The 21,608-nt window shown below is 72.3% G+C and carries 22 protein-coding genes; 9 read left to right on the top strand and 13 right to left on the bottom strand.

The window, feature by feature from the left end; translation table 11 throughout:
- Positions 1–71 precede the first annotated feature (71 nt).
- The 4 genes from ACZ58X_RS07455 (at position 72) to ACZ58X_RS07440 (ending at position 3,404) form a co-directional block, all read left to right on the top strand.
- On the top strand, positions 72–749 hold the full coding sequence (locus ACZ58X_RS07455) for a response regulator transcription factor (protein WP_030257458.1): 678 nt from the start codon (positions 72–74) through the stop codon (positions 747–749).
- Positions 750–803: 54 nt separating this feature from the next.
- A complete protein-coding gene (locus ACZ58X_RS07450; protein WP_470332692.1) occupies positions 804–2,345 on the top strand; it encodes an ATP-binding protein in 1,542 nt (513 codons plus the stop codon).
- A complete protein-coding gene (locus tag ACZ58X_RS07445; protein ID WP_470332691.1) occupies positions 2,342–2,671 on the top strand; it encodes a hypothetical protein in 330 nt (109 codons plus the stop codon). The genes ACZ58X_RS07450 and ACZ58X_RS07445 overlap by 4 nt, the downstream gene beginning before the upstream one ends.
- A 115-nt stretch (positions 2,672–2,786) precedes the next feature.
- Positions 2,787–3,404: a VanZ family protein gene (locus ACZ58X_RS07440; RefSeq protein WP_470332690.1), complete on the top strand. Its 618-nt coding sequence runs from the start codon at positions 2,787–2,789 to the stop codon at positions 3,402–3,404.
- A gap of 10 nt (positions 3,405–3,414) precedes the next feature.
- Here ACZ58X_RS07440 and ACZ58X_RS07435 read toward each other — a convergent pair whose 3' ends face one another.
- Positions 3,415–4,056, bottom strand: coding sequence for a PhzF family phenazine biosynthesis protein (locus ACZ58X_RS07435; protein WP_470332689.1), 642 nt, complete (start codon positions 4,054–4,056; stop codon positions 3,415–3,417).
- Positions 4,057–4,208: 152 nt separating this feature from the next.
- Here ACZ58X_RS07435 and ACZ58X_RS07430 point away from each other — a divergent pair, with 152 nt between their 5' ends.
- Positions 4,209–4,751 carry a hypothetical protein gene (locus tag ACZ58X_RS07430; protein ID WP_470332688.1) on the top strand — a complete coding sequence of 181 codons (543 nt, stop codon included), beginning with the start codon at positions 4,209–4,211 and terminating at the stop codon, positions 4,749–4,751.
- A gap of 72 nt (positions 4,752–4,823) precedes the next feature.
- Here the strand turns inward: ACZ58X_RS07430 and ACZ58X_RS07425 are convergent, their stop codons facing one another.
- Entirely contained in the window at positions 4,824–6,152 is a 1,329-nt protein-coding gene (locus ACZ58X_RS07425; protein ID WP_470332687.1) for a hypothetical protein, read from the bottom strand.
- Positions 6,153–6,520: 368 nt separating this feature from the next.
- On the opposite strand from ACZ58X_RS07425, the gene ACZ58X_RS07420 reads away from it, so the two are divergent.
- Entirely contained in the window at positions 6,521–6,706 is a 186-nt protein-coding gene (locus ACZ58X_RS07420; protein WP_188308551.1) for a PspC domain-containing protein, read from the top strand.
- 84 nt (positions 6,707–6,790) lie between these two features.
- Here ACZ58X_RS07420 and ACZ58X_RS07415 read toward each other — a convergent pair whose 3' ends face one another.
- The 3 genes from ACZ58X_RS07415 to ACZ58X_RS07405 all read right to left on the bottom strand — a co-directional run bounded on the left by ACZ58X_RS07415 (position 6,791) and on the right by ACZ58X_RS07405 (position 9,623).
- Positions 6,791–7,168, bottom strand: a complete 378-nt coding sequence (locus tag ACZ58X_RS07415) for an ATP-binding protein (RefSeq protein WP_470332686.1) — start codon at positions 7,166–7,168, stop codon at positions 6,791–6,793.
- Positions 7,169–7,383: 215 nt separating this feature from the next.
- A complete protein-coding gene (locus tag ACZ58X_RS07410; protein ID WP_470332685.1) occupies positions 7,384–8,541 on the bottom strand; it encodes an adenosine deaminase in 1,158 nt (385 codons plus the stop codon).
- A 128-nt stretch (positions 8,542–8,669) separates the two neighbouring features.
- Entirely contained in the window at positions 8,670–9,623 is a 954-nt protein-coding gene (locus tag ACZ58X_RS07405) for a LysR family transcriptional regulator (RefSeq protein ID WP_470332750.1), read from the bottom strand.
- Between the two features lie 107 nt (positions 9,624–9,730).
- On the opposite strand from ACZ58X_RS07405, the gene ACZ58X_RS07400 reads away from it, so the two are divergent.
- Entirely contained in the window at positions 9,731–11,008 is a 1,278-nt protein-coding gene (locus ACZ58X_RS07400; protein WP_470332684.1) for an MFS transporter, read from the top strand.
- 26 nt (positions 11,009–11,034) lie between these two features.
- Positions 11,035–11,589, top strand: coding sequence for a Uma2 family endonuclease (locus tag ACZ58X_RS07395; RefSeq protein WP_470332683.1), 555 nt, complete (start codon positions 11,035–11,037; stop codon positions 11,587–11,589).
- Here ACZ58X_RS07395 and ACZ58X_RS07390 read toward each other — a convergent pair.
- The 8 genes from ACZ58X_RS07390 to ACZ58X_RS07355 form a co-directional block, all read right to left on the bottom strand.
- Positions 11,576–11,761: a hypothetical protein gene (locus tag ACZ58X_RS07390; RefSeq protein ID WP_470332682.1), complete on the bottom strand. Its 186-nt coding sequence runs from the start codon at positions 11,759–11,761 to the stop codon at positions 11,576–11,578. The genes ACZ58X_RS07395 and ACZ58X_RS07390 overlap by 14 nt on opposite strands.
- 36 nt (positions 11,762–11,797) lie before the next feature.
- Positions 11,798–13,075: a thymidine phosphorylase gene (locus ACZ58X_RS07385; RefSeq protein WP_470332681.1), complete on the bottom strand. Its 1,278-nt coding sequence runs from the start codon at positions 13,073–13,075 to the stop codon at positions 11,798–11,800.
- Positions 13,076–13,207: 132 nt separating this feature from the next.
- Positions 13,208–13,600, bottom strand: a complete 393-nt coding sequence (locus ACZ58X_RS07380) for a cytidine deaminase (RefSeq protein WP_470332680.1) — start codon at positions 13,598–13,600, stop codon at positions 13,208–13,210.
- Positions 13,597–14,862: an ABC transporter permease gene (locus ACZ58X_RS07375; protein ID WP_470332679.1), complete on the bottom strand. Its 1,266-nt coding sequence runs from the start codon at positions 14,860–14,862 to the stop codon at positions 13,597–13,599. The genes ACZ58X_RS07380 and ACZ58X_RS07375 overlap by 4 nt, the downstream gene beginning before the upstream one ends.
- The gene (locus ACZ58X_RS07370; RefSeq protein WP_470332678.1) at positions 14,859–16,013 is read right to left on the bottom strand and encodes an ABC transporter permease; all 1,155 of its coding nucleotides are present in this window, start codon (positions 16,011–16,013) and stop codon (positions 14,859–14,861) included. Before ACZ58X_RS07370 ends, ACZ58X_RS07375 begins: the two co-directional genes overlap by 4 nt.
- 3 nt (positions 16,014–16,016) lie before the next feature.
- Positions 16,017–17,597 carry an ABC transporter ATP-binding protein gene (locus ACZ58X_RS07365; protein WP_470332677.1) on the bottom strand — a complete coding sequence of 527 codons (1,581 nt, stop codon included), beginning with the start codon at positions 17,595–17,597 and terminating at the stop codon, positions 16,017–16,019.
- A gap of 301 nt (positions 17,598–17,898) precedes the next feature.
- On the bottom strand, positions 17,899–18,957 hold the full coding sequence (locus ACZ58X_RS07360; protein WP_470332676.1) for a BMP family lipoprotein: 1,059 nt from the start codon (positions 18,955–18,957) through the stop codon (positions 17,899–17,901).
- Positions 18,958–19,213: 256 nt separating this feature from the next.
- A complete protein-coding gene (locus tag ACZ58X_RS07355) occupies positions 19,214–20,467 on the bottom strand; it encodes an amidohydrolase (protein ID WP_470332675.1) in 1,254 nt (417 codons plus the stop codon).
- Positions 20,468–20,800: 333 nt separating this feature from the next.
- Here ACZ58X_RS07355 and ACZ58X_RS07350 point away from each other — a divergent pair, with 333 nt between their 5' ends.
- Positions 20,801–21,556, top strand: coding sequence for an SDR family oxidoreductase (locus ACZ58X_RS07350; protein WP_470332674.1), 756 nt, complete (start codon positions 20,801–20,803; stop codon positions 21,554–21,556).
- The last annotated feature ends 52 nt before the right edge of the window (positions 21,557–21,608 follow it).

Here is a 21,608-nt window from a genome sequence, read left to right as displayed (position 1 = left end):
TTCCGGTTCCCGTACGGGCGGTGACCGGTCCGGGGGGTGATTCGGCGCTCCGGGTGGGCCAAAATGGGGCCGTGCCTTTCCTCCTACTGATCGAGGACGACGACGCCATCCGGACCGGCCTCGAACTCGCCCTCACCCGCCAGGGCCACCGCGTGGCCACCGCCGCCTCCGGCGAGGACGGTCTGAGGCTCTTCAAGGAGCAGCGGCCCGACCTGATCGTGCTGGACGTGATGCTGCCCGGAATCGACGGCTTCGAGGTGTGCCGGCGGATCCGCCGCACCGACCAGCTGCCGATCATCCTGCTCACCGCCCGCTCGGACGACATCGACGTGGTGGTCGGCCTGGAGTCCGGCGCGGACGACTACGTGGTGAAACCGGTCCAGCCACGCGTGCTGGACGCCAGGATCCGCGCCGTGCTGCGGCGCGGCGAGCGGGAGAGCTCGGACTCCTCCGCGTACGGCAGCGTGGTGATCGACCGGGCCGCGATGACCGTCACCAAGGACGGTCAGGACCTCCAGCTCACCCCGACCGAGCTGCGGCTGCTCCTGGAGCTCAGCCGCCGCCCCGGCCAGGCGCTCTCCCGCCAGCAGCTGCTGCGGCTGGTCTGGGAGCACGACTACCTCGGCGACTCCCGCCTGGTGGACGCCTGCGTGCAACGGCTGCGGGCCAAGGTCGAGGACGTGCCGTCCGCGCCGACGCTGATCCGCACCGTGCGCGGGGTCGGCTACCGGCTGGACCCGCCTGCCTAGGGCGCGCCCCGGCCCCGCCCACCTTCCTGAACTCCCGTACGACGACAGGCTCTTGTGACTGACCATCAGCAGACTGCCCGGCGGTTCTCGTCCGGTCCGTGGCGACGGCTGCGCTCCCTGCGGGTGCGGCTGATCGCGGTGTTCGCGGCCGTCGCGCTGCTCGCCGCCGTCTCGGCCTCCGGCATCGCGTACTGGCTGAACCGCGACGCGGTGCTCAAGCGCGCCCAGGACACCGCGCTGAACGACTTCCGGGTCTCGCTCAGCCGCAACGTCTCCGACCTGCCGCTGAACGCCAGTTGCCCGGAGCTCGCCACGCTGGCCGCCAACGTGGCGAGCTCCGGCCTGTCCTACGACGTGGTCGTGGTCGACCCGGCGCACCCCGAGTGCCCGGCCTCCTCGGCCCCGACGCAGTTCACCCTGGCCGACGTCCCGGCGGCGCTGCAGTCCACCGTCGCCAAGCCGCGCGAGGTCACCGAGAGCAACCCGTACCCGTACCACCTGTACTGGCAGCGGCAGAACCTGGCGGGCCGCCCGTTCGTGATCGGCGGCACCAAGGTGCTGCCGAACGGTCCGACGGCGTACATGTTCAAGTCGCTGGAGAACGAACGGGCCGACCTCAACACCCTGGGCTGGTCGCTGGCCATCGCGACCCTGCTCGCGCTGATCGGTTCGGCCCTGCTCGCCCAGGCCGCCTCCTCGACCGTGCTGCGGCCGGTCAAGCGGCTCGGGGAGGCCGCCAAGCGGCTCGGCGAGGGCCACCTGGACACCCGGCTGGAGGTCGAGGGCTCCGACGAGCTCGCCGACCTCGCCCGGACCTTCAACCGGGCCGCGGAGTCGCTGCACGAGCAGGTCGAGGAGCTGAGCGCGCGCGAGGCGCAGAGCCGGCGGTTCGTCGCCGACATGTCGCACGAACTGCGCACCCCGCTGACCGCGATGACCGCGGTGACCGACATCCTGGAGGACGAGGCCGAGTCGCTGGACCCGATGATCGAGCCCGCCGTCCGACTCGTGGTGAGCGAGACCAGGCGGCTGTCCGACCTGGTCGAGAACCTGATGGAGGTCACCCGCTTCGACGCCGGCACCGCCAAGCTGGTCGCCGACGAGGTCGACGTCGCCGACCTGATCATGTCCTGCATCGACGGCCGGGCCTGGTACGACGCGGTCGAACTGGACGCCCCGCGCGGCATCCTGGCCGTGGTCGACCCGCGCCGGCTCGACGTGGTCTTCGCCAACCTGATCGGCAATGCGCTCAAGCACGGCGGCTCGCCGGTGCGGGTCAAGGTCCGGCAGTCCGCGGACTCGGTCGTGGTCGAGGTCTCCGACAGCGGCCCCGGCATCCCCGAGGACGTGCTGCCGCACGTCTTCGACCGCTTCTACAAGGCCGACCGCGGCCGGGCCCGCTCGGAGGGCAGCGGCCTGGGGCTGTCCATCGCGATGGCCAACGCCCAGATCCACGGGGGAACCATCACGGCGGCGAACGGGGAGGTCGGCGCGGTGTTCACCCTGACGCTGCCGCTGACCCCGCCACCGCCGCCGTCCGCGGGCGGGACCGAGCTCGGCCCCGCCGGCGACGCCGAGCTCAAGGACGCCACGTGACCGCCCCCACCCGCACCGCCCTGCGCCGCACCCGCCTTCGCCGCACCGCCGGCGTGCTGCTCCTGCTCGCGCTGGCCTCCGGCTGCGGCATCCGTCCGACGGCCGTACCGGTCGACGCCGGCGCGCCCGCCAGCCGGACGGCCTGCCCGAGCGCGCCGCACATACCGACCGCGCTGGCCACCCCGACCCCGCCGGCCCCGGCCGTCACCCCGGCCCGCGGCGCGGCCAAGGCGGGCACCAGCCCCTCGCCCACCCCGGTGGCGCCGGGCTCGCCGCCGCCCGACAACGTGTTCAGCGCGGTGCCCACGGCGGCGCCCTGCCGGTAGCGTGTCTGGTCGGGAGGTGCCCGTCAGACCCCGTGGGGCGGGAAACGGGGGCACGTCCCGGAATGTTCAGGCCCGGTGTGGAACCGCCGCGCCACCGGCCCACGTCCTTCCCCCCGTGCAGCGAGATGGCACCAGGACACGCGACGAGCGTTCCGGCGCACGGACCGAGAACAGGCCGGCGGCGGGCGTCCACCGTCCCCTTCGGCACGCCGGACTGGCGGGCCTGGCCCTCCACCTGACGCTGGTGCTCTGGCTGGTGCTCAGACCCCTGCCGGTGGCCTGGGTGTACGACGCCAACCTGACGCCGCTGGCCTCGCTCCGCTCCTCCACCACCTGGCAGGTGGTCGGCGAGTTCCTGCTGCTCGCCCCGCTCGGCGTCCTGCTGCCGCTGGCCGGCGGCCGGGTCCGGGCCCCCTGGCTGCCGTCCTTCCTGCGCACCACCGGCGTGTCCGCCCTGCTGGCGACCGGCCTGGAGTTCCTCTCCTCCTGGACGCCCGGGCACGTGCTCAACGTGGACCACATACTGTTCGCCGTGCTCGGCGTGATGATCGCCCACCTCACCCTCGTCCCCGGCCTGCGCCGCCTGCTGCGGGACCACCGGACCGCGGCGCGGGCCCGGCGGGCCGCCGTCCTGGCCGCCCCGCCGGTGGCCGCCGCCATCACCCCGACGGTGACCATGGCGCCCACGGCCCGTCCGCGCGCCTACGCGGGACCCACCCCGCCGGCCGGCTGACCCCGGGGCCCTACGCCCGCACCACCCGGCCGCCGACCTCGACCAGCCCGCCCGGCCGCGGACCGGCCAGCAGCTGCGACCCCCGGCCCTGGGTGACGGTCAGCGCCCGCCCGAGCCGGGCCGCGAGCAGCAGCGCCGCCGCGCCGGTCGCCTCGTCCTCGTCGATCCCGTCCCCCCGGCCCGGGAAGGCCCGCGCCCGGACCGTACCGGCCGCCTCGTCCTGCCAGGCCCAGGCGTACACCCACTCCCCCGGCGGCGGCACCTCCAGCGCCTCCACCTCGGCGGCCGAGCCGTACTGCCGCAGGGTCCGCCCGGGGGCCCACTCCGGCCGGGCCTCGATCCGGGTCAGCCCGCCCTCGCGCCGCACCGGCACCTCCCCCGCGGCGGTCACCAGCCGGTCCACCCCGAGCAGCCAGGCGGCGCCCACGCACGGGTGGCCGGCGAAGGGCAGCCGCACGCTCGGGGTGTAGATGTCGATCTCCCCGCGCCCCGCGTCGTCGACAAACACCGTCTCGCTGAAACCGAGTTCACCGGCGAAGGCCTGCCGCGCCGCCCGCCCCGGCACGGCGGCGCCGTCCCGCACCACGCCGAGGGCGTTGCCGTGCCGCCCGTCCGGCCCGCAAAAGACCCGCAGCACCTCATAGTCAGTCATTTCCCACCTCGTCAATTACCGCTCCGGCACAACTGCGACCCAGCGCAACGACACCGTGATGAAAAGGCGACGACGAATGTCGGCCCCCTCCAGTACTGTGCGCTGTCGTCCCCGGACGGTTCCCGTCGTTTTCTCCTCCCACAGGAAATCCCTTGAACAATCTCGACTTCACCAATGAGCCCGGCTTCTCCTGGTACGTGGTCCTGCTGGCGCTCAGCGGCACCATCATGGTGGTCCTCGGCGTCCTGCCCCTGCGCGGGCTCAAGGTCGGCATGCGGATCCTCAACCTCGTGATTGGCCTCGGGTTCGCGGGCTACGCCTATTACCTCGCGTTCGTCTTCGAGGGCGGGACCTACCGGATCTTCTTCCAGGCGCTGATCCTGCCGATCGCCATGATCGTCACCACGGTGAAGGCGGTCGTCGAGCGCAGCAACGCCAAGAACGCGCCGCCGCAGCCGGTCACGCCGTACACCCCGCACGCGCCGTACAACCCGAACGCGCCGCACGACCCCAACGCCGCCGCCGCCCAGCAGGCCGCGTTCAACCCGAACGCCCCGCAGGCCCCGCAGGCCGGGCAGCCGGGCCAGCCGGTGGCGCCGCAGGGCGCCGTGCCGTACCAGCCGGGCGCTCCGGCGCAGCCGGTGGCGGACAACCCGTACGCCCAGCCGCAGCCGCCGCAGCAGCAGGCCGGCTGAGCCCCGGAACGCCGGAAGGCCCGTCCGTCCCCGCTCGAAGGCGGGGACGGACGGGCCTTGTGCTGTCCGGGCTCAGTTCCCGGCGCGCTGTCGGCGGCGGGCGACGACCAGGGTCCCGATGCCGAGGGCGATCGCGGTCGCGCCGGTGATCGCCGTCGGGGCGGCCGAGGAGCCGCCACCGGTGGCGGCGAGCCGGGTGGTCTCCACAGCCGCCGGGGCCGGGGCGGCGGCAGCGGCGGCCTGCGCGGTGTCGGCCGCAGGGCTCGGCGCGCCGGTGGTGACCTGCGCGGCCGGGACGGCGGCGCTGGTCGGATCGGTGGTGGCCCGGGCGGCCGGGGTGGCCGGAACGGAGGTGACCGGGGTGGTGGGGGCCGGGGTACCGGTGGCGGCCTGGATCGTGAAGTCCGCCTTCGGGCTGAACGACTCGGCGCCGCGCTCACCGGCACCGGGCAGGCTGCCCACCATGGCGACCAGGGACTCGGCGACGACTGGCGCGTCCTTCGTGAAGGCCAGCCGGAGGTGGAACGTCTTCGTCCCGCCCTTCGGCAGGGCGACGACGTCGGCGTCCTTGCTTCCCGCCCGCAGGCCCATGCAGAGCCAGGACGGGTGGTCCGAGTCGCCACCGGGGGTGCCCTCCAGCCAGTCCCCGTTCGGCCCCTGGAACTCGAACCTGACCGTCCCGGACGGGAGCAGGTCCTTCCCTTGGAACACGATCGCGGGCACCAGCCGGAGGTCCTTGCCGCTGGTGTTGCTCAGGACGAGCTGGAACGACTTCGACTCGGTACCCGCCGTGAAGACGGCGGGCACCCCGTCGAGCCGGACGTCCGCCGTGGCGGCGGGCGTGGTCGGCGGGGTGGTCGGGGTGACCTCCGGGGCGATCACCAGGTTCGGGGAGGTGCTGAGGACGCTGGAGATGCGCTGCTCGGGGGGCAGGGTGGGGTCCGACACGATGGCGTTGAAGCCCGGGCCCACCCGCCCCGCCGGAGCATCGGCGCTGACGGTGAGCCGCAGTCGGTAGGAAGCCTCGGCGCCGGCCGCCACGTGCCGGCCGCCGTTGCGGTCGACGTCCCAGACGGCGGCGCCGGCCTCCGTGGCGGTCAGCCACTGGGTCGTGCCGGGGGCCTGGTACTCCAGCTTGAACTGGCCTGGCTTGATGCCGAGGCCGGGGTCCGCGAGGGTGAAGACCGACCCGAGCACGTCCATCTGGTGGTCGGCGGTGTTCTTGAGGGTCACGGTGAACTCGATCGGCGTGCCGCCCGCCTTGACCGAGTCGGGCAGTCCGCCGAGAGCGGCGGTGACCGGCGAGGTGGCCTGGGTCGCGGCACCGGCCGTCGGGGCCGCCAGTGCCGCCGGGGCCGAGGCCAGGGCGACACCGGAGGTCAGCGCGGCAGCGGCGGCCACGGCGAGGATTCTGCGGGACTGATTGCGCAAGGGGACCTCACGGGAGAATTCGGGCACAGCCCGATAGACGTGCGAAATCGCAGGCGTGAGGGGCCTCTTGAGGCCGTGACGGCGCCGCCGGATTTCCCCCCACCATCAGCGACCGCGGAATCATATCCCTCCGCCCCGACACCTCCGCGAACGGGTTTTTCCGTACCCGCACCTCCGGGTCATCCCTGAGGCGGACCCCGATCCGGGTCTCCGTCTTCCCGGTGACCTACCGGGGTCGAGGATCGCCTGGTGGGTGGAGGTTTCCGGGCCGGCGGCGGCGGAGTATGGAGGTACGCCCGCCGGACCACCCGGCACCGGCAGCCAGCCAAGGAGTTCCCATGAGCGCGCGCCTCGCCCGTCCCCGCCACAACCGCGTCATCGCCGGCGTCTGCGCCGGGATCGCCGAGCGCTTCGGCCTCACCCCGTGGACCGTCCGACTGATCTTCCTGCTGTCCTGCCTGCTGCCCGGCCCGCAGTTCCTGGTCTACCTGGCGCTGTGGGTGCTGCTCCCCCAGGAGCCGTGAGGCCGTACCGGCGGGCACGACGACGGGCCGCCCGCTCCCGGGGTCTCCGGGGGCGGGCGGCCCGTCGTCGTACGGCGGCCGGGGTCAGCCGGTCAGGCCCGGCAGCGGCAGGGCGCCGGTGAGCCCGCCGACGGGGGTCTTGTCCAGGCCGGGGACGCTCGGGACGGCGCCACGCTGCTGGGTGACTCCGGCGACCGGGGCGGCGTCGGCGGCGGGGGCGGGAGCGGCCTGACCGGCGCTCGGGGTCAGGGTGCCGAGGGTGCCGGCGACCTTGTCGCCGCCGGGCAGCTTGGCCGCGGTGTCGGTGACCGCACCGGTCACCGCGGGGTTCGTCACCGCGCCGGTGGGCAGTCCGAGGCCGCCGGCCGACTGGCCGACCGCCGCGGAGGCGGTGCCGGCGCCGACCGCCGCGATGGCGATGCCGAGCGCCGCGGTACCGGCGGCCTTGAGAGCCTGCTTCATGGTTCGTCCCCTTGGGTCCTCGTCGGTGGCCGACATCGCACGGGGCGGCGGACGGGCGATTGCCGCCACGGCCTGTCAGCAATGACTGGCACACCGTAGTGACTGGGTCGCGCGAGAACCAAAGGGCGTTCACTCACCCGAGTGAGTAGTCGGATGAACGCCAACTTCCGTGCCCGGAAGCCGCGTTCATCCGACCGCAGGGACGGGCCGTCGGTTCAGCTGCCGGCGGTGCCCGCGCTGAACAGCCACTCCGCCTTGAGCTCGGCGTAGCCCGGCTTGATCACGTCGTTGATCATCGCCAGCCGCTCGTCGAAGGGCAGGAACGCGGACTTCATCGCGTTCACCGTGAACCACTCCATGTCGCCCAGGGTGTAGCCGAAGGCGTCCACCAGGTGGCCGAACTCCTGGCTCATGCTGGTGCCGCTCATCAGCCGGTTGTCGGTGTTCACGGTGACCCGGAACTTCAGGCGGCTGAGCAGCCCGATCGGGTGCTCGGCGTACGAAGTGGCCGCCGCCGTCTGGAGGTTGGAGGTCGGGCACATCTCCAGCGGGATGCGCTTGTCGCGCACGTACGCGGCCAGCCGGCCCAGCTCGACGCTGCCGTCCTCGTTCAGGGTGATGTCGTCGACGATCCGCACGCCGTGGCCGAGCCGGTCGGCGCCGCAGCACTGCAGGGCCTCCCAGATCGACGGCAGGCCGAAGGCCTCGCCCGCGTGGATGGTGAAGTGGTTGTTCTCGCCCTTGAGGTAGTCGAAGGCGGCCTGGTGGCGGGTGGGGGGGTAGCCCGCCTCCGCGCCCGCGATGTCGAAGCCGACGACGCCCGAGTCCCGGTGGCGGTTGGCCAGTTCGGCGATCTCCTGCGAGCGGGCGGCGTGCCGCATCGCGGTGATCAGGGTGCCGATGCGGATCCGGTGGCCGGCCGCGCGGGCGTTGGCCTCGCCCAGGCGGAAGCCCTCCTGGACGGCCTCGACGACCTCGTCCAGGCTCAGGCCGGCCTCCAGGTGCTGCTCGGGGGCGTAGCGGACCTCGGCGTACACGACGCCGTCGGCGGCCAGGTCCTCGGCGCAGTCGGCGGCGACCTTGATCAGGGCCTCGCGGGTCTGCATGACGGCGCAGGTGTGCGCGAAGGTCTCCAGGTAGCGGACCAGCGAGCCGGAGTCGGCGGCCTCGCGGAACCACTCGCCGAGCTCCTTGGCGTCGGTGGTGGGGAGTCCCTCGTAGCCGGTCGCGGCGGCGAGCTCGACGACGGTCTCCGGGCGCAGCCCGCCGTCGAGGTGGTCGTGCAGCAGGACCTTCGGCGCACGGCGGATCTGCTCGGGGGTGGGAATGCGCGGGCCGGTGCCCGCGGTGGTGACGGGGATCTGCTTCTCCATTGCGGAAATATAGCCCCTACGCGCGTAGACCCACCACCGGGAACACCACCGGATGGTCCAAAGCAGGGCCGGAATTCCACCGCCCGGTCCATAGGATCCGCCAAATCGGCCGCGCTGCGCCCCTCGCCTCAGTCGTGGTGCAGCAGCCGCCCCCGCCGGGACAGCACGAAGTCCCGGAACGCCGCCACCGGCGGCGTCAGCGGCCGCCCCGCCGCCCAGGCCAGGCCGATCGCCCGCCGGGTCCGCGGCGCGGTCACCTCCAGCTCCACCACCCCGGGCCGCGGCACCAGCGCCGGCGGCAGCAGCGCCACCCCCAGCCCGGCCGCCACCAGCCCCCGCAGGGTCTCGGTCTCCTCCCCCTCGAAGGCCAGCCGGGGCACGAAGCCGGCCTGCGCGCAGAAGCCGTCCGTGATCATGCGGAGTCCGTACCCCTGCTCCAGCCCGACGAACGGCTCCTCGGCCACCTCCGCCAGCCGGATCCGCCGCCGCCCCGCCAGCCGGTGGTCCGCCGGGACGGCCAGGTGCAGCCGCTGCTCGTCCAGCGGGCGGGCCGTGAAGGCCGGGTCGTCCGGCAGCGGCGCGACCAGGCACAGGTCCAACTCGCCCGCCCGCAGCCGCTCCAGCATCGCCGTGCCGTAGTCCTGCACCAGCTGGAACCGCACCTGCGGGTGCGCGGCCCGGAAGCCCCGCAGCAGCGCCGGGACGGCGTCCGGGCCCATCGTGTGCAGGAAGCCGAAGGCCACCCGCCCCACCGCCGGGTCCGCCTCCGCCCGGGCCGCCTCCGCGCCGCGCTCCAGCTCCGCCAGCGCCCGTTCCACCGAGGCCAACAGCAGCCGGCCCGCCCTGGTCAGCCGGACCGTCCGGCCCTGCCGGGCCAGCAGGTCAACCCCCAGCTCCGCCTCCAGCCGGGACACCGCGCGCGACAGCGTCGGCTGCGGCACCCCGAGCAGCGCGGCCGCCTGGGTCACGTGTTCCAGCCGGGCCACCGCGGCGAACCGCGCCAACCTGGGCGCCAGCAGTACGGCCGGCTCCCGGGGCCCCAACTCGGCCGCCCGGTACGGCTGCTCCGTTCCGTCCGACACATCCGCCACGGCCGTCCCCGTCCCACCTCGACTCATACGCCAGTGCATCGATCATCCACTCTTCATGCATTGGACGCATCAGCCGCGCCGGGCCTAGCGTCGATGCCATGCAGCCCTCCGATACCAGGGCATCCGCGGCCGGCCCGGATGCCTCCGCCGAGCACACCCTGGACCGGGACGACCGCCACCGCCCGGGCGGACCGGGCTTCCGCCGCGCCAACCTCGCCCTGTTCGCGGCCGGGGTCGCGACCTTCGTCCTGCTCTACTCCACCCAGGGCCTGCTGCCGGTCCTCTCGGCCGACCTCGACCTCACCCCCGGCCAGGCCAGCTGGACGGCCTCCGCCGCCACCCTCGGCCTCGCCCTCGGGCTGCTCCCGGCCAGCGCGCTGTCCGACCGGTACGGCCGCACCGCGGTGATGACGGCCTCCGTCCTCGCGGCCTCCGCCCTCGCCGCCGCCCTGCCCTTCGCGCCCGACCTCACCGTCCTGGTCGCACTGCGCGTCCTCCAGGGCGCCGCCCTCGCCGGGCTCCCCGCCACCGCCATGGCCTACCTCGCCGAGGAGGTCCACCCCAGCGCGCTGGCCTCCGCGATGGGCCTGTACGTGGCCGGCAACAGCATCGGCGGGATGGGCGGCCGGCTGATCTCCGGCTGGACCGCCGCCGCCCTCGGCTGGCGCTGGGGCCTCGCCGCCTCCGCCGCCCTCGCCCTGCTCGCCGCACTGGCCTTCCGGCTGCTGATCCCCGCCGCCCGGCACTTCACCCCGGCCCCGGTGGACGCCCGCGCGCTCGCCCGTACCGTCGGCCGGCACCTGCGCAACCCGCTGCTGCTGCGGCTGTACGCGCTCGGCATGCTGTTCATGGCGGTGTTCGGCGCGGTCTACAACACCGTCGGCTACCGGCTGATCGCCGCACCCTTCCACCTGCCCGAGTCGATCGCCGCCTCGATCTTCGTCGTCTACCTGGTCGGCACCGGCACCTCCGCCGCGGCCGGCCGCCTCTCCGGCCGGCTCGGCCGCCGCGGCACCCTCTACGTCGCCATCGGCGTGACCGCCGCCGGGCTGCTGCTCTCGCTCGCCGACTCCCTGGTCTGCGCACTGCTCGGCCTGGTGCTGATCACCGCCGGCTTCTTCGCCGGCCACGCCACCGCCTCCGCCGCCGTCGGCCGCACCGCCACCGAGGGCCGCGCCCAGGCCTCCGCCCTCTACCTGATCGCCTACTACCTCGGCAACAGCCTCGGCGGCACCCTCGGCGCCGACGCCTACCACTCCACCGGCTGGCCCGGCGCCGCCACCGTCGGCCTCACCGCCATGACCCTCGCCGCCGCCGTCACCCTCTACGCCACCCACCGGGCGCACACCACGAGGCGAGCGGTCGCGGACGCTTGACAGTGGGCGCCGATACACTCAGGGACATGAGCGTCGATCCTGCTGCGTACGCCCGGCTGCTGGAGATCGCGGATCAGCTGCCGAAGCTGCCGGGGATAGGGAAGATCGAGATCGCCGACGGCCAGATCGTCATGATGATGTCGCCGGTGAAACGCCACGAGCTCGCCGTGCTGCGCATCGCCCGACAGCTCAACGCCCAGCTGGCGACCACACACCCGGGGCACATCGCTTACCACGGTGCGGACTTGCAGCACGCCGGACTCGGTCAGCTGCGCAACCCGGACTTGATGGTCTTCCCCGAGGCAACCTTGGAGGGCGAGCAGCGAGCGGTTCTCCCGCACGAGGTCCTGCTCGTGGTGGAGATCGTCTCCAGCTCCAACCCCGAGAACGATTACCACAACAAGGTCCACGACTACTCGGCCATGGGCATCCCGCTCTACCTGATCGTCGATCCCCGCACCGGAACCGGCATCGTGCACTCCGAACCGGGCTACGAGTCCCGCGAGAAGTTCGTCTTCGGCGACAAGATCACCGTCGGCCCCTGGACCCTCGACACCAGCGGTCTGCTCACGTACGCCTGAGTGCGCGAAGGAGCCCGTACCCGGTCGACCGGGTACGGGCTCCTTCGCGGGTGGCTCGGACGGCCGGCGCGTAGAAGCAGACGGCGGCCACGGCGTCGGGCGTGACATGGATGTCGAGCTCGGCCTCCAGCGCTCCCGCCAGCCGCTGCAACAGCGGGAGCGTGGGCACCATGCCCGCTCCCTCGATGCACTTGAAGTAATCGCCTGACTACGCGATGCGGTCGAGCACGATCGGGTTCGGGGTGAACGCCGTACCCGCCGGGGAGACCTGGACGCCGCCGGCCAGCGCCTCGATGGCGTACTCGTAGCGCTCCGGGGTGTCGGTGTGCAGGGTCAGCAGCGGCTGGCCGGCCACCACGGTGTCGCCGGGCTTGGCGTGCATCTCGACGCCGGCGCCGGCCTGCACCGGGTCCTCCTTGCGGGCGCGGCCGGCGCCCAGGCGCCAGGCGCAGACGCCGATCGCGTAGGCGTCCAGCTCGGTGAGCACGCCGGAGGCGGGCGCCGGGATGACGTGCTGCTCGCGGGCGACCGGGAGCGGGGCGTCGACGTCGCCGCCCTGGGCGGCGATCATGCGGCGCCAGTGGTCCATCGCGGAGCCGTCGCGCAGCGCGTCGGCCGGATCCTTGCCGTGCACGCCCGCGGCGGCGAGCATCTCGCGGGCCAGGGCGAGGGTCAGCTCGACGACGTCGGCGGGACCGCCGCCGGCCAGCACCTCGATCGACTCGCGGACCTCCAGCGCGTTGCCGGCGGTGAGGCCGAGCGGGGTGGACATGTCGGTGAGCAGGGCGACGGTGTTGACCCCGGCGGTGGTGCCCAGGCCGACCATGGTGCGGGCGAGTTCGCGGGCGTCGTCCAGGTTCTTCATGAAGGCGCCGGAGCCGACCTTGACGTCCAGCACGAGCGCGCCGGTGCCCTCGGCGATCTTCTTGGACATGATCGAGGAGGCGATCAGCGGGATGGCCTCGACGGTGCCGGTGACGTCGCGCAGCGCGTACAGCTTCTTGTCGGCGGGGGCGAGGCCGTCACCGGCCGCGCAGATGACCGCGCCGGCGCCGCGCAGCACGTCCATCATCTCGTCGTTGGAGAGCAGGGCGCGCCAGCCGGGGATGGACTCCAGCTTGTCCAGGGTGCCGCCGGTGTGGCCGAGGCCGCGGCCGGACAGCTGCGGGACGGCGGCGCCGCAGGCGGCGACCAGCGGGGCGAGCGGGAGGGTGATCTTGTCGCCGACGCCGCCGGTGGAGTGCTTGTCGCTGGTGGGCAGCGGCAGCGAGGAGAAGTCCATCCGGACGCCGGAGCGGATCATGGCCTCGGTCCACCGACTGATCTCGTGCGGCTTCATGCCGTTCAGCAGGATCGCCATGGCCAGCGCGGACATCTGCTCGTCGGCGACCTCGCCACGGGTGTAGGCGTCGATGACCCAGTCGATCTGAGCGTCGCTCAGCTCGCCGCGGTCGCGCTTGGTCCTGATGACGGAGATGGCGTCCATGCGTGCTCCAAGAGGGGTTTCAGATGCGTCGTACAGATGCGTCGAGAAGATGCGTGGAAAAGCGAAGAGTGCCGCGAGATGACCGGGTTCCGGCCCACTCGCGACACTCTACGCGCGTAACAATTGGCGAAGCTAGAGCCGCTCCGGACCGAACGCGTCGGGCAGGACCTCGCTCATCGGTTTCACGCCGGAGGCCAGGTCGACCAGCAGTTCCGGTCCGCCGTGCTCGTACAGCAGCTGGCGGCAGCGCCCGCACGGCATCAGCAGTTCGCCCGCGCCGTCGACGCAGGTGAAGGCGACCAGCCGGCCGCCGCCGGAGGCGTGCAGCGCGGACACCAGCCCGCACTCGGCGCACAGCCCGAGCCCGTACGAGGCGTTCTCCACGTTGCAGCCGCTGACCAGCCGACCGTCGTCGACCAGTGCCGCCGCGCCGACCGGGAACTTGCTGTACGGGGCGTACGCGCGGCCCATGGCCTCGCGCGCCGCCTCGCGCAGCCGCTCCCAGTCGACCGCGGGGGCCGTCACTTGCCCTGGCCCTTGCGGTAGACCTGACCGTCGGCCTTGGGCATCCGCAGCCGCTGCGAGGCCAGCGAGAGCACCACCAGGGTGATCAGGTACGGCGTGGCGACGATCAGCGGACGCTGCACCTCGTCGGTCAGCGCGTACCAGGCGCCCAGGCCGCCGGCCACCACGAAGGAGACCACGGTCGCGGTGAACTTGCGGCGGTACAGCTGCCACAGGGCGAACAGCGCCATCGCGATCGCGACGACCAGGATCAGCACGTGCACCGACTCCGGGTCGCGCAGCTGGAGGCTGTCGGTGAAGCCGAACAGGCCGGCGCCGATGGCGAGACCGCCGGGCATCCAGTTGCCGAAGATCATCGCCGCGAGGCCGATGAAGCCGCGGCCCAGGGTCTGGCCGTCCTTGTAGAAGTGCGCGGCGACCAGCGAGAGGTACGCACCGCCGAGGCCCGCGAAGGCGCCCGAGGCGATGACCGCCAGGTACTTGTACTTGTAGACGTTGACGCCCAGCGACTCGGCCGCGGTCGGGTTCTCACCGCAGGAGCGCAGCCGCAGGCCGAACACCGTGCGCCAGAGCAGGAAGTAGCTGGCCACGATCAGCACGGCCGCCAGCACCACGACCACCGAGAGGTTGGTGACCAGACCGCCGAGCACGCCGGCGACGTCGGAGACCAGGAACCAGTGGTGGTTCTCGATGCTCTTCAAGCCGGAGGACAGCCCCGGGACGGTGATGTACGGCAGCGGGTCCGCCGGCGGGGACTGGTTCGCCCCGGCACCGGCCGAGATGTAGTCCTTGTAGTAGATCCGGTTGACGTACGCGCAGATACCGGGGATCAGCAGGTTGATGCCGACGCCGGAGACGATGTGGTCGACGCCGAAGGTGACGGTGACGACCGCGTGCAGCAGACCGCCGAGCGCACCGCCGAGCATGCCGGCCAGCAGGCCGACCCACGGGTTGACCAGGTAGCCCGCCCAGGCGCCGCAGAAGGTGCCGGCGACCATCATGCCTTCGAGGCCGATGTTGACCACGCCGGCCCGCTCGGACCAGAGACCGCCCAGACCGGCCATGCCGATCGGCACGGCGGAGCCGAGCGCCGCGGCGACCTGACCGGAGGAGGTCAGCGAGTGGTTGCCGGTGGCCATGCCCACGGCGGCGAACAGGACCAGGGCGCCCGCGATCAGCAGGAGCACCACGGGCCAGGACAGCTTGCGCTTCTTCGCGGGCGCGCCCGGCGCCTTCGGACGAGCGGCAGTCGCCGTGCTCACGCGGACACCTCCTTCTTCTCAGTGGCCGCGAGCTGGGCGGCGAGCTGGGCGCCGACCTTCTGCTGCTGGCGCTTCAAGCCGTAGCGGCGCACCAGCTCGTACGCGACGACGACGCAGATGACGATGGTGCCCTTCATGACGTCGACGATCTCGAAGGGGAACCCGCCCTTGAGCGGCAGCTGCGAGCCGGTGGCGTCCAGGAAGGCGAAGAGCAGGGCCGCGAAGGCGATGCCGATCGGGCTGTTCCGGCCGAGCAGGGCGATCGAGATGCCCAGGAAGCCGAGGCCGGGCTGGAAGCTCTGGCCGTAGTAGTACGAGTTCTGCAGCAGCTCGGGCAGGCCGATCAGACCGGCGATGGCGCCCGAGACCACCATCGAGATGACCACCATGCGCTTGACGTTCACACCGGACGCGGTCGCGGCGGACTCCGAGCGGCCGGTGGCGCGCAGGTCGAAGCCGAAGCGGGTGCGGGTCAGGGTGAACTGGAAGAGCACACCGACCAGGGCGGCGATGAAGATGAAGCCCCAGAGGTCCCCACCGGCGGTGGGGATGGTGAAGAAGTGGCTGGACTGCGAGACCGGGTCGGTCTGGATCGAGTTGCTGGTGCCGCTGACCTTCGGGGCGAAGATGCCGGGCACGAGCAGCAGGCCGACGATCGCGAGCGAGATCGAGTTCAGCATGATGGTCGAGATGACCTCGCTGACGCCGCGGTAGACCTTGAGCAGACCGGCGATGCTCGCGTACAGACCGCCGACCAGCATCGCGGTGACCAGCAGCAGCGGAATCTGGATGATCGCCGGCAGGTCGACCTGGGTGCCGACGAAGGCCGCGAACAGCGCGGCGACCTTGTACTGGCCCTCGACGCCGATGTTGAACAGGTTCATCCGGAACCCGAACGCGGCGGCCGCGGCGGCCAGGTAGTAGGTGGTGGTCCGGTTGAGGATGCTCACCTGGCCGTCCGACTTGGTGGCGTACGTGATCATCACGTTCCACGCGTCGAACGGGTTCTTGCCCGAGGTCGCCAGCAGGACGGAACAGATCGCGACGGAGAGCACGACCGCGAGCACCGGCGCCGCCAGTGCGAGCACGATCCGCTCACCGCTGATCCGCTGCGCCAGGCTGCGCTTGGCGGCGGGGTTGGGACTGGTCATGGGTTACTCCCCCGCCTGCGGGTCGTCGGCGGTGTCGGTGTGCGGGTGCTCGGCCGCGGCCTCGGTGCCCTCGGCGGCGACGGCCTGCGCCTCGGCGACGGCCTCCGGCTCGGACTCGATGTGGCCTGCGGCGGCACCGGTCATCGCGGTGCCGAGGTCCTCGGCGGTGACGGTGGCCGGGTCGGCGTCGGCGACCAGGCGGCCGCGGTAGATGACCCGGATGGTGTCGGAGAGGCCGATCAGCTCGTCCAGGTCGGCCGAGATCAGCAGGACGGCCAGGCCCTCCCGCTGGGCGACCCGGATGTGCTCCCAGATCTGCGCCTGCGCGCCGACGTCCACGCCGCGGGTGGGGTGGGCGGCGATCAGCAGCTTGGGCCCGTGGCTCATCTCGCGGCCGATGATCAGCTTCTGCTGGTTGCCGCCGGAGAGCGAGGCCGCGGTGACCTCGATGCCGGGGGTGCGGACGTCGTACTCCCGGACGATCCGCGCGGTGTCCTCGCGGGCGGCGGCCGGCTTGAGCAGCACACCGCTGGAGTTGGGCTCCTCGGTGACGTGGCCGAGGATCCGGTTCTCCCAGAGCGGGGCCTCCAGCAGCAGGCCGTGCTTGTGGCGGTCCTCGGGGATGTAGCCGATGCCGGCCTCGCGGCGGGCCCGGGTCAGGGTGCCGGAGAGGTCCTTGCCGTCCAGGGTGACGGTGCCGCCGTCCAGCGGCAGCATGCCCATGATGGCCTCGACCAGTTCGGCCTGGCCGTTGCCCTCGACACCCGCGATGCCGAGGATCTCACCCTTGTGGATGCGCAGCGAGATGTCGTCCAGGACGACGCGCTCGATGCCCTCGGCGTCGGTCTTGGCGATCCGCAGGCCCTCGACCTTGAGCATCTCGGTGGTGGTGACGGTCGACTCGCGGCTCTCCGGGGAGGGCAGCTCGGCGCCGACCATCAGCTCGGCCAGCTGGCGGGCGGTGACGGCCTTCGGGTCGGCGTCGCCGACCGTGGTGCCGCGCCGGATGACGCTGATCGCGTCGGCGACCGCGAGCACCTCGTGCAGCTTGTGCGAGATGAAGATGACGGTGACGCCCTCGGCCTTGAGCTCGCGCAGGTTGTCGAACAGCGCGTCGACCTCCTGCGGGACGAGTACGGCCGTGGGCTCGTCGAGGATCAGGATCTTGGCGCCGCGGTACAGCACCTTGAGGATCTCGACGCGCTGGCGGTCGGCGACTCCGAGGTCCTCGACCAGGGCGTCCGGGCGCACGCCCAGGCCGTACTGGTCGGAGATCTCCTTGATCTTCGCCTTCGCCTTGGCGCCGATGCCGTGGAGCTTCTCGCCGCCGAGGACGACGTTCTCCAGCACGGTGAGGTTGTCGGCCAGCATGAAGTGCTGGTGCACCATGCCGATGCCGCGCGCGATGGCGTCACCGGGGGTGTTGAACTCGCACAGCTCGCCGTTGATCGCGATGGTGCCCTCGTCCGGCTTCTGCATGCCGTAGAGGATCTTCATCAGCGTCGACTTGCCTGCGCCGTTCTCGCCCATGAGGGCGTGCACCGTGCCGGTGCGGACGGTGAGGTTGATGTCGTGGTTGGCCACAACACCGGGGAAGCGCTTGGTGATGCCGCGCAGTTCGACGGCCGGGGTCGCCGTCCCCGCGCTGGGGGTTCCGTCCTTGCGCAGGGGGACGGGGTCTGATGCGGTGATGGCGGTCTCCTGGTGGTCTGGAGGCGCGTCGTTGCGCTCGGAGGGCCAAGGGGGGACTGGGGAAACGTGGAGACGGAACGGGGCCCGGGGGTGCGTGTCGAACGCACCCTGCCGGGCCCCTCCCGTTGATCGAGTCGATCATCGCGCTACCGGGCAGGCGGCAGCGTCAGGTCGCGTCCGGGACGCGCCGTCCTCAGGAGGTCGGCGCGGTCGGGATGGTGGTCGCGCCGCTGGTGATGGCGTCGCTGGCGGCCTTGAGCTTGTCCTGGATGTCGTCGATCTTGCCGCCGGTGGTGGCGAGCGAGACACCGTTGGCCTTGAGGTCGAAGAGCTTGATGCCGGTGAACGGCGTGCCCTTCTTGACCGAGTCGATGTACGCGTACACCGCGTTGTCGACGTTCTTGACCATCGAGGTCAGGATGCTGTTCTTGAACTTCGCCAGGGCCGGCTGGTTGGCCTGGTCGGAGTCGACGCCGATGGCCCACTTGCCCGCGTTGGCGACGGCCTCGATGGAGCCGTTGCCGGAGGAGCCGGCGGCGGAGTAGATGACGTCCGCGCCCTTGTCGAGCTGGCCCTGCGCGGCCTCCTTGCCCTTGTCGGGCGAGTTGAAGCCGGTGAAGTCCGGAGGCGTGGTCAGGTAGGTGGTCTCGACCTGGATGCTCGGGTCGACGGACTTGGCACCCGCCTTGTAACCGGCCTCGAACTTCTTGATCAGCTCGGACTGCACACCACCGATGAAGCCGATGTGGTGGGCCTTCGACTTGTTCGCGGCGGCGACGCCGGCGAGGTACGAACCCTCCTGCTCGGCGAAGAGCAGCGAGGTGACGTTGGACGGCTGGTCCTTGTCGTTCGAGTCGATGATCGCGAACTTGACGTTCGGGTTGTCCTTGGCGACCTTGTTGACCGCCGGCTGGTAGACGAAGCCGACCGCGATGATGGTCTTGTAGCCGGCGTCGACCAGGTTCTTGAGGCGGGTCTCCTTGTCGGCCTCGGCCTCGCCCGACTTGGCCTCGGCCTCGGTCACGGAGACGCCCAGGTCGGCCTTGGCCTTGTCGAGACCGCGCGCGGCGGAGTCGTTGAAGGACTGGTCACCGCGGCCGCCGATGTCGTAGGCCATGCCGACCTTGAGGGCGTCGGACGACGACCCGGAGGAGGCGTTGGTGTCATTGCTCTTTGCGCCGCAAGCGGCGAGCGAGGCCATGCCCAGGGAACCCGAGAGCACAACCGCGGCGAGCTTCATTGAACGGCGCAAGGGAGTTTCTCCTTCTCACACGCACCCGATTAGCGTGGTCGGACGCCACCGTAACGCGCGTAGAACACGGTTGGGTTACGGGCTGCCGGAGCATTCGGGTTGTTATCAAACCGTGGTCTGACGGCCGTCCCCGAGCCCTTTTCCCGTGCGCGGACGGTGAATCCGAGACTTGGTCCGGCCCAGTCTACGGAACCGTTTCGAAACCCCGGATCTCGACAACGTGCTCACGCGCCGCCCACAAACCCCCTCGGAACGGTCAGATCCGGTCATCCTCCAGGGCCAGCGCCGAGAACAGCTCCACGCCCACGCCGATCGCCCGCTCGTCCACGTCGAACCGGCCCTGGTGCAGGTCACGGACGGTGGTGTCGCCGGGGGCCCGGACGCCCAGCCGCGCCAGCGCGCCCGGGGCGTGCTCCAGGTACCAGGAGAAGTCCTCGCCGCCCAGGCTCTGTTCGGTGCCCTCCACCACCTCGGCGCCGTCCCCGCCGAACCGGGCGGTCATCGTCTCCTCCAGCCGCGCGACCGAGACCGCCTCGTTGACCACCGGCGGCACCCCGCGGTGGTAGTCCAGCGTCCACTTGGCCCGGTAGGTCTCGGCGAGCTTGGCGATCAGCTCGTGCAGCAGGTCCGGCGCCTCGCGCCAGCCGTCCAGCTCCAGGCAGCGGACGGTGCCCTCCAGTTCGGCGTGCTGCGGGATGACGTTGGCCGCGGAGCCGGAGGCGATCCGGCCCCAGACCAGGCTGACGCCCCAGCGCGGGTCCATCCGGCGGGCCAGGGCGGCCGGCAGGTCCGCGGCCATCCGGGCGATCGCGGTCACCAGGTCCGTGGTCAGGTGCGGGCGGGCGGTGTGCCCGCCGGGGCCGTCCAGGTGCAGCACCAGGCGGTCGCAGGCCGAGGTGATCGCGCCGACCCGCAGGGCGATCCGGCCCACCTCCACCTTGGGGTCGCAGTGCACCGCGAAGATCCGGCCGACGCCGTCCATCCCGCCCGCGTTGATGACGTCCAGCGCCCCGCCGGGCATGACCTCCTCGGCCGGCTGGAACACCAGCCGGACGGGGCGGCGCAGCTCGCCGGAGCGCAATGCCCCGGCCAGCACCAGGCCGGTGCCGAGCACCACCGAGGTGTGCACGTCGTGGCCGCAGGCGTGGGCCCGGCCGGGGAAGGTCGAGCGGTAGGGCACGTCGGTCTTGGCGTCGTCGATGGGCAGCGCGTCGATGTCGGCGCGGAAGGCCAGGAACTCGGTGCCCGGCGCGGTGCCGGCCGGGACGAGGTCGACCAGCAGCCCGGTGCCGCCGGGCAGCACCCGCGGCTCCAGGCCCGCCGCGACCAGCCGGTCGCGCAGCAGGTTGGTGGTGCGGAACTCCTGGCGGCCCAGCTCCGGGTGCCGGTGCAGATCACGGCGGAAGGCGATCAGCTCGGGCTCCAGCCTCCGGACCCGGGCGCGCAGTTCGGCGGCGGGGCGTGCGGTGGCGAGAGTGGCGCCCGGCTGAGCGGGCTCAGGACGGTTCATCTCCCCAAGAGTAGGCCCGTTGGGGGGATTTGGCCCGACTTCCGGAAAACTAGTCCCCGGATGGGTGCATACCGGCCTGACAGGTGGGTATGACATCTCGTTTCAGCCGCCTTCCCCGGGTTGCTTGCCCTGTGCAACGATCACCCTGGCCGGTGGTCACGGCCGCCACCGGCTTGACGGCCGGGCCCCCTGACGGCCGCTCAGCAGGCCCGTTCGGTGGCCGTCCCCCCGCGGCGCGCCCGGCGCCCGGGTGACGGCCGGACCGGAGCGCTCGCTCCGCGCACCCGGTTGAGATGATCGGACGAACGACCGGATGAGCCCCAGGGAGTGGCAATGACCGAGCAGAAGGTGGCCGTGGTCACCGGTGCCAGCAGCGGAATCGGCGCGGCGACCGCCCGCCGGCTGGCCGCCGAGGGCTTCGAGGTGGTGCTGACCGCGCGCCGGACCGAGCGGATCGAGGCGCTGGCCAAGGAGATCGCCGAGCGGGGCGGCTCGGCCAGGGCGGTCACGCTGGACGTCACCGACCGGGCCGCCGTGGACGCCTTCGCGGCCGAGGTCGGCCGGGTCGACGTCCTGGTGAACAACGCGGGCGGCGCGATCGGCGCGGAGACCGTCGAGCACGGCGACCCGGCCGACTGGCGGGCCATGTACGAGGTGAACGTGCTCGGGGTGCTGCACGTGACCCAGGCGCTGCTGCCCGCCCTGCGCGCCACCGGTGACGGCACCGTGCTGGTGCTCTCCTCGACCGCCGCGCTGGCCACGTACGAGGGCGGCGGCGGGTACGTCGCGGCCAAGCACGCCGCCCACACCATCGCGGCGACGCTGCGGCTGGAGCTGTGCGGGGAGCCGATCCGGGTGATCGAGATCGCGCCCGGGATGGTGAAGTCCGAGGGCTTCGCCGTCACCCGCTTCCGCGGTGACGAGGAGAAGGCCGCCGCCGTGTACGCGGGCGTGGCCGAGCCGCTGACCTCGGAGGACATCGCGGACACCGTCGCCTGGGCGGTCACCCGGCCCTCGCACGTCAACATCGACCTGCTGGTGGTCCGCCCGCGGGCGCAGGCCGCCAACCACAAGGTCCACCGCGGCTGACCGGCCCTTCCCGGCGGGCGGCCCGACGACACCCCCGATCGAACACGTGTCG

Source organism: Kitasatospora sp. NPDC040550, assembly GCF_055594965.1.
The sequence above is the reverse complement of the archived record's forward strand: the minus strand, read 5'-3'. Positions and strand labels throughout refer to the sequence as shown.

Coding starts and splice junctions, on each gene's coding strand:
- ACZ58X_RS07435 (WP_470332689.1), bottom strand. CDS start 4,056: ATGACTGACTATGAGGTGCTGCGGGTCTTTTGCGGGCCGGACGGGCGG.
- ACZ58X_RS07420 (WP_188308551.1), top strand. CDS start 6,521: ATGAGCGCGCGCCTCGCCCGTCCCCGCCACAACCGCGTCATCGCCGGC.
- ACZ58X_RS07415 (WP_470332686.1), bottom strand. CDS start 7,168: ATGAAGCAGGCTCTCAAGGCCGCCGGTACCGCGGCGCTCGGCATCGCC.
- ACZ58X_RS07410 (WP_470332685.1), bottom strand. CDS start 8,541: ATGGAGAAGCAGATCCCCGTCACCACCGCGGGCACCGGCCCGCGCATT.
- ACZ58X_RS07400 (WP_470332684.1), top strand. CDS start 9,731: ATGCAGCCCTCCGATACCAGGGCATCCGCGGCCGGCCCGGATGCCTCC.
- ACZ58X_RS07395 (WP_470332683.1), top strand. CDS start 11,035: ATGAGCGTCGATCCTGCTGCGTACGCCCGGCTGCTGGAGATCGCGGAT.
- ACZ58X_RS07390 (WP_470332682.1), bottom strand. CDS start 11,761: ATGGTGCCCACGCTCCCGCTGTTGCAGCGGCTGGCGGGAGCGCTGGAG.
- ACZ58X_RS07385 (WP_470332681.1), bottom strand. CDS start 13,075: ATGGACGCCATCTCCGTCATCAGGACCAAGCGCGACCGCGGCGAGCTG.
- ACZ58X_RS07370 (WP_470332678.1), bottom strand. CDS start 16,013: ATGACCAGTCCCAACCCCGCCGCCAAGCGCAGCCTGGCGCAGCGGATC.
- ACZ58X_RS07355 (WP_470332675.1), bottom strand. CDS start 20,467: ATGAACCGTCCTGAGCCCGCTCAGCCGGGCGCCACTCTCGCCACCGCA.
- ACZ58X_RS07350 (WP_470332674.1), top strand. CDS start 20,801: ATGACCGAGCAGAAGGTGGCCGTGGTCACCGGTGCCAGCAGCGGAATC.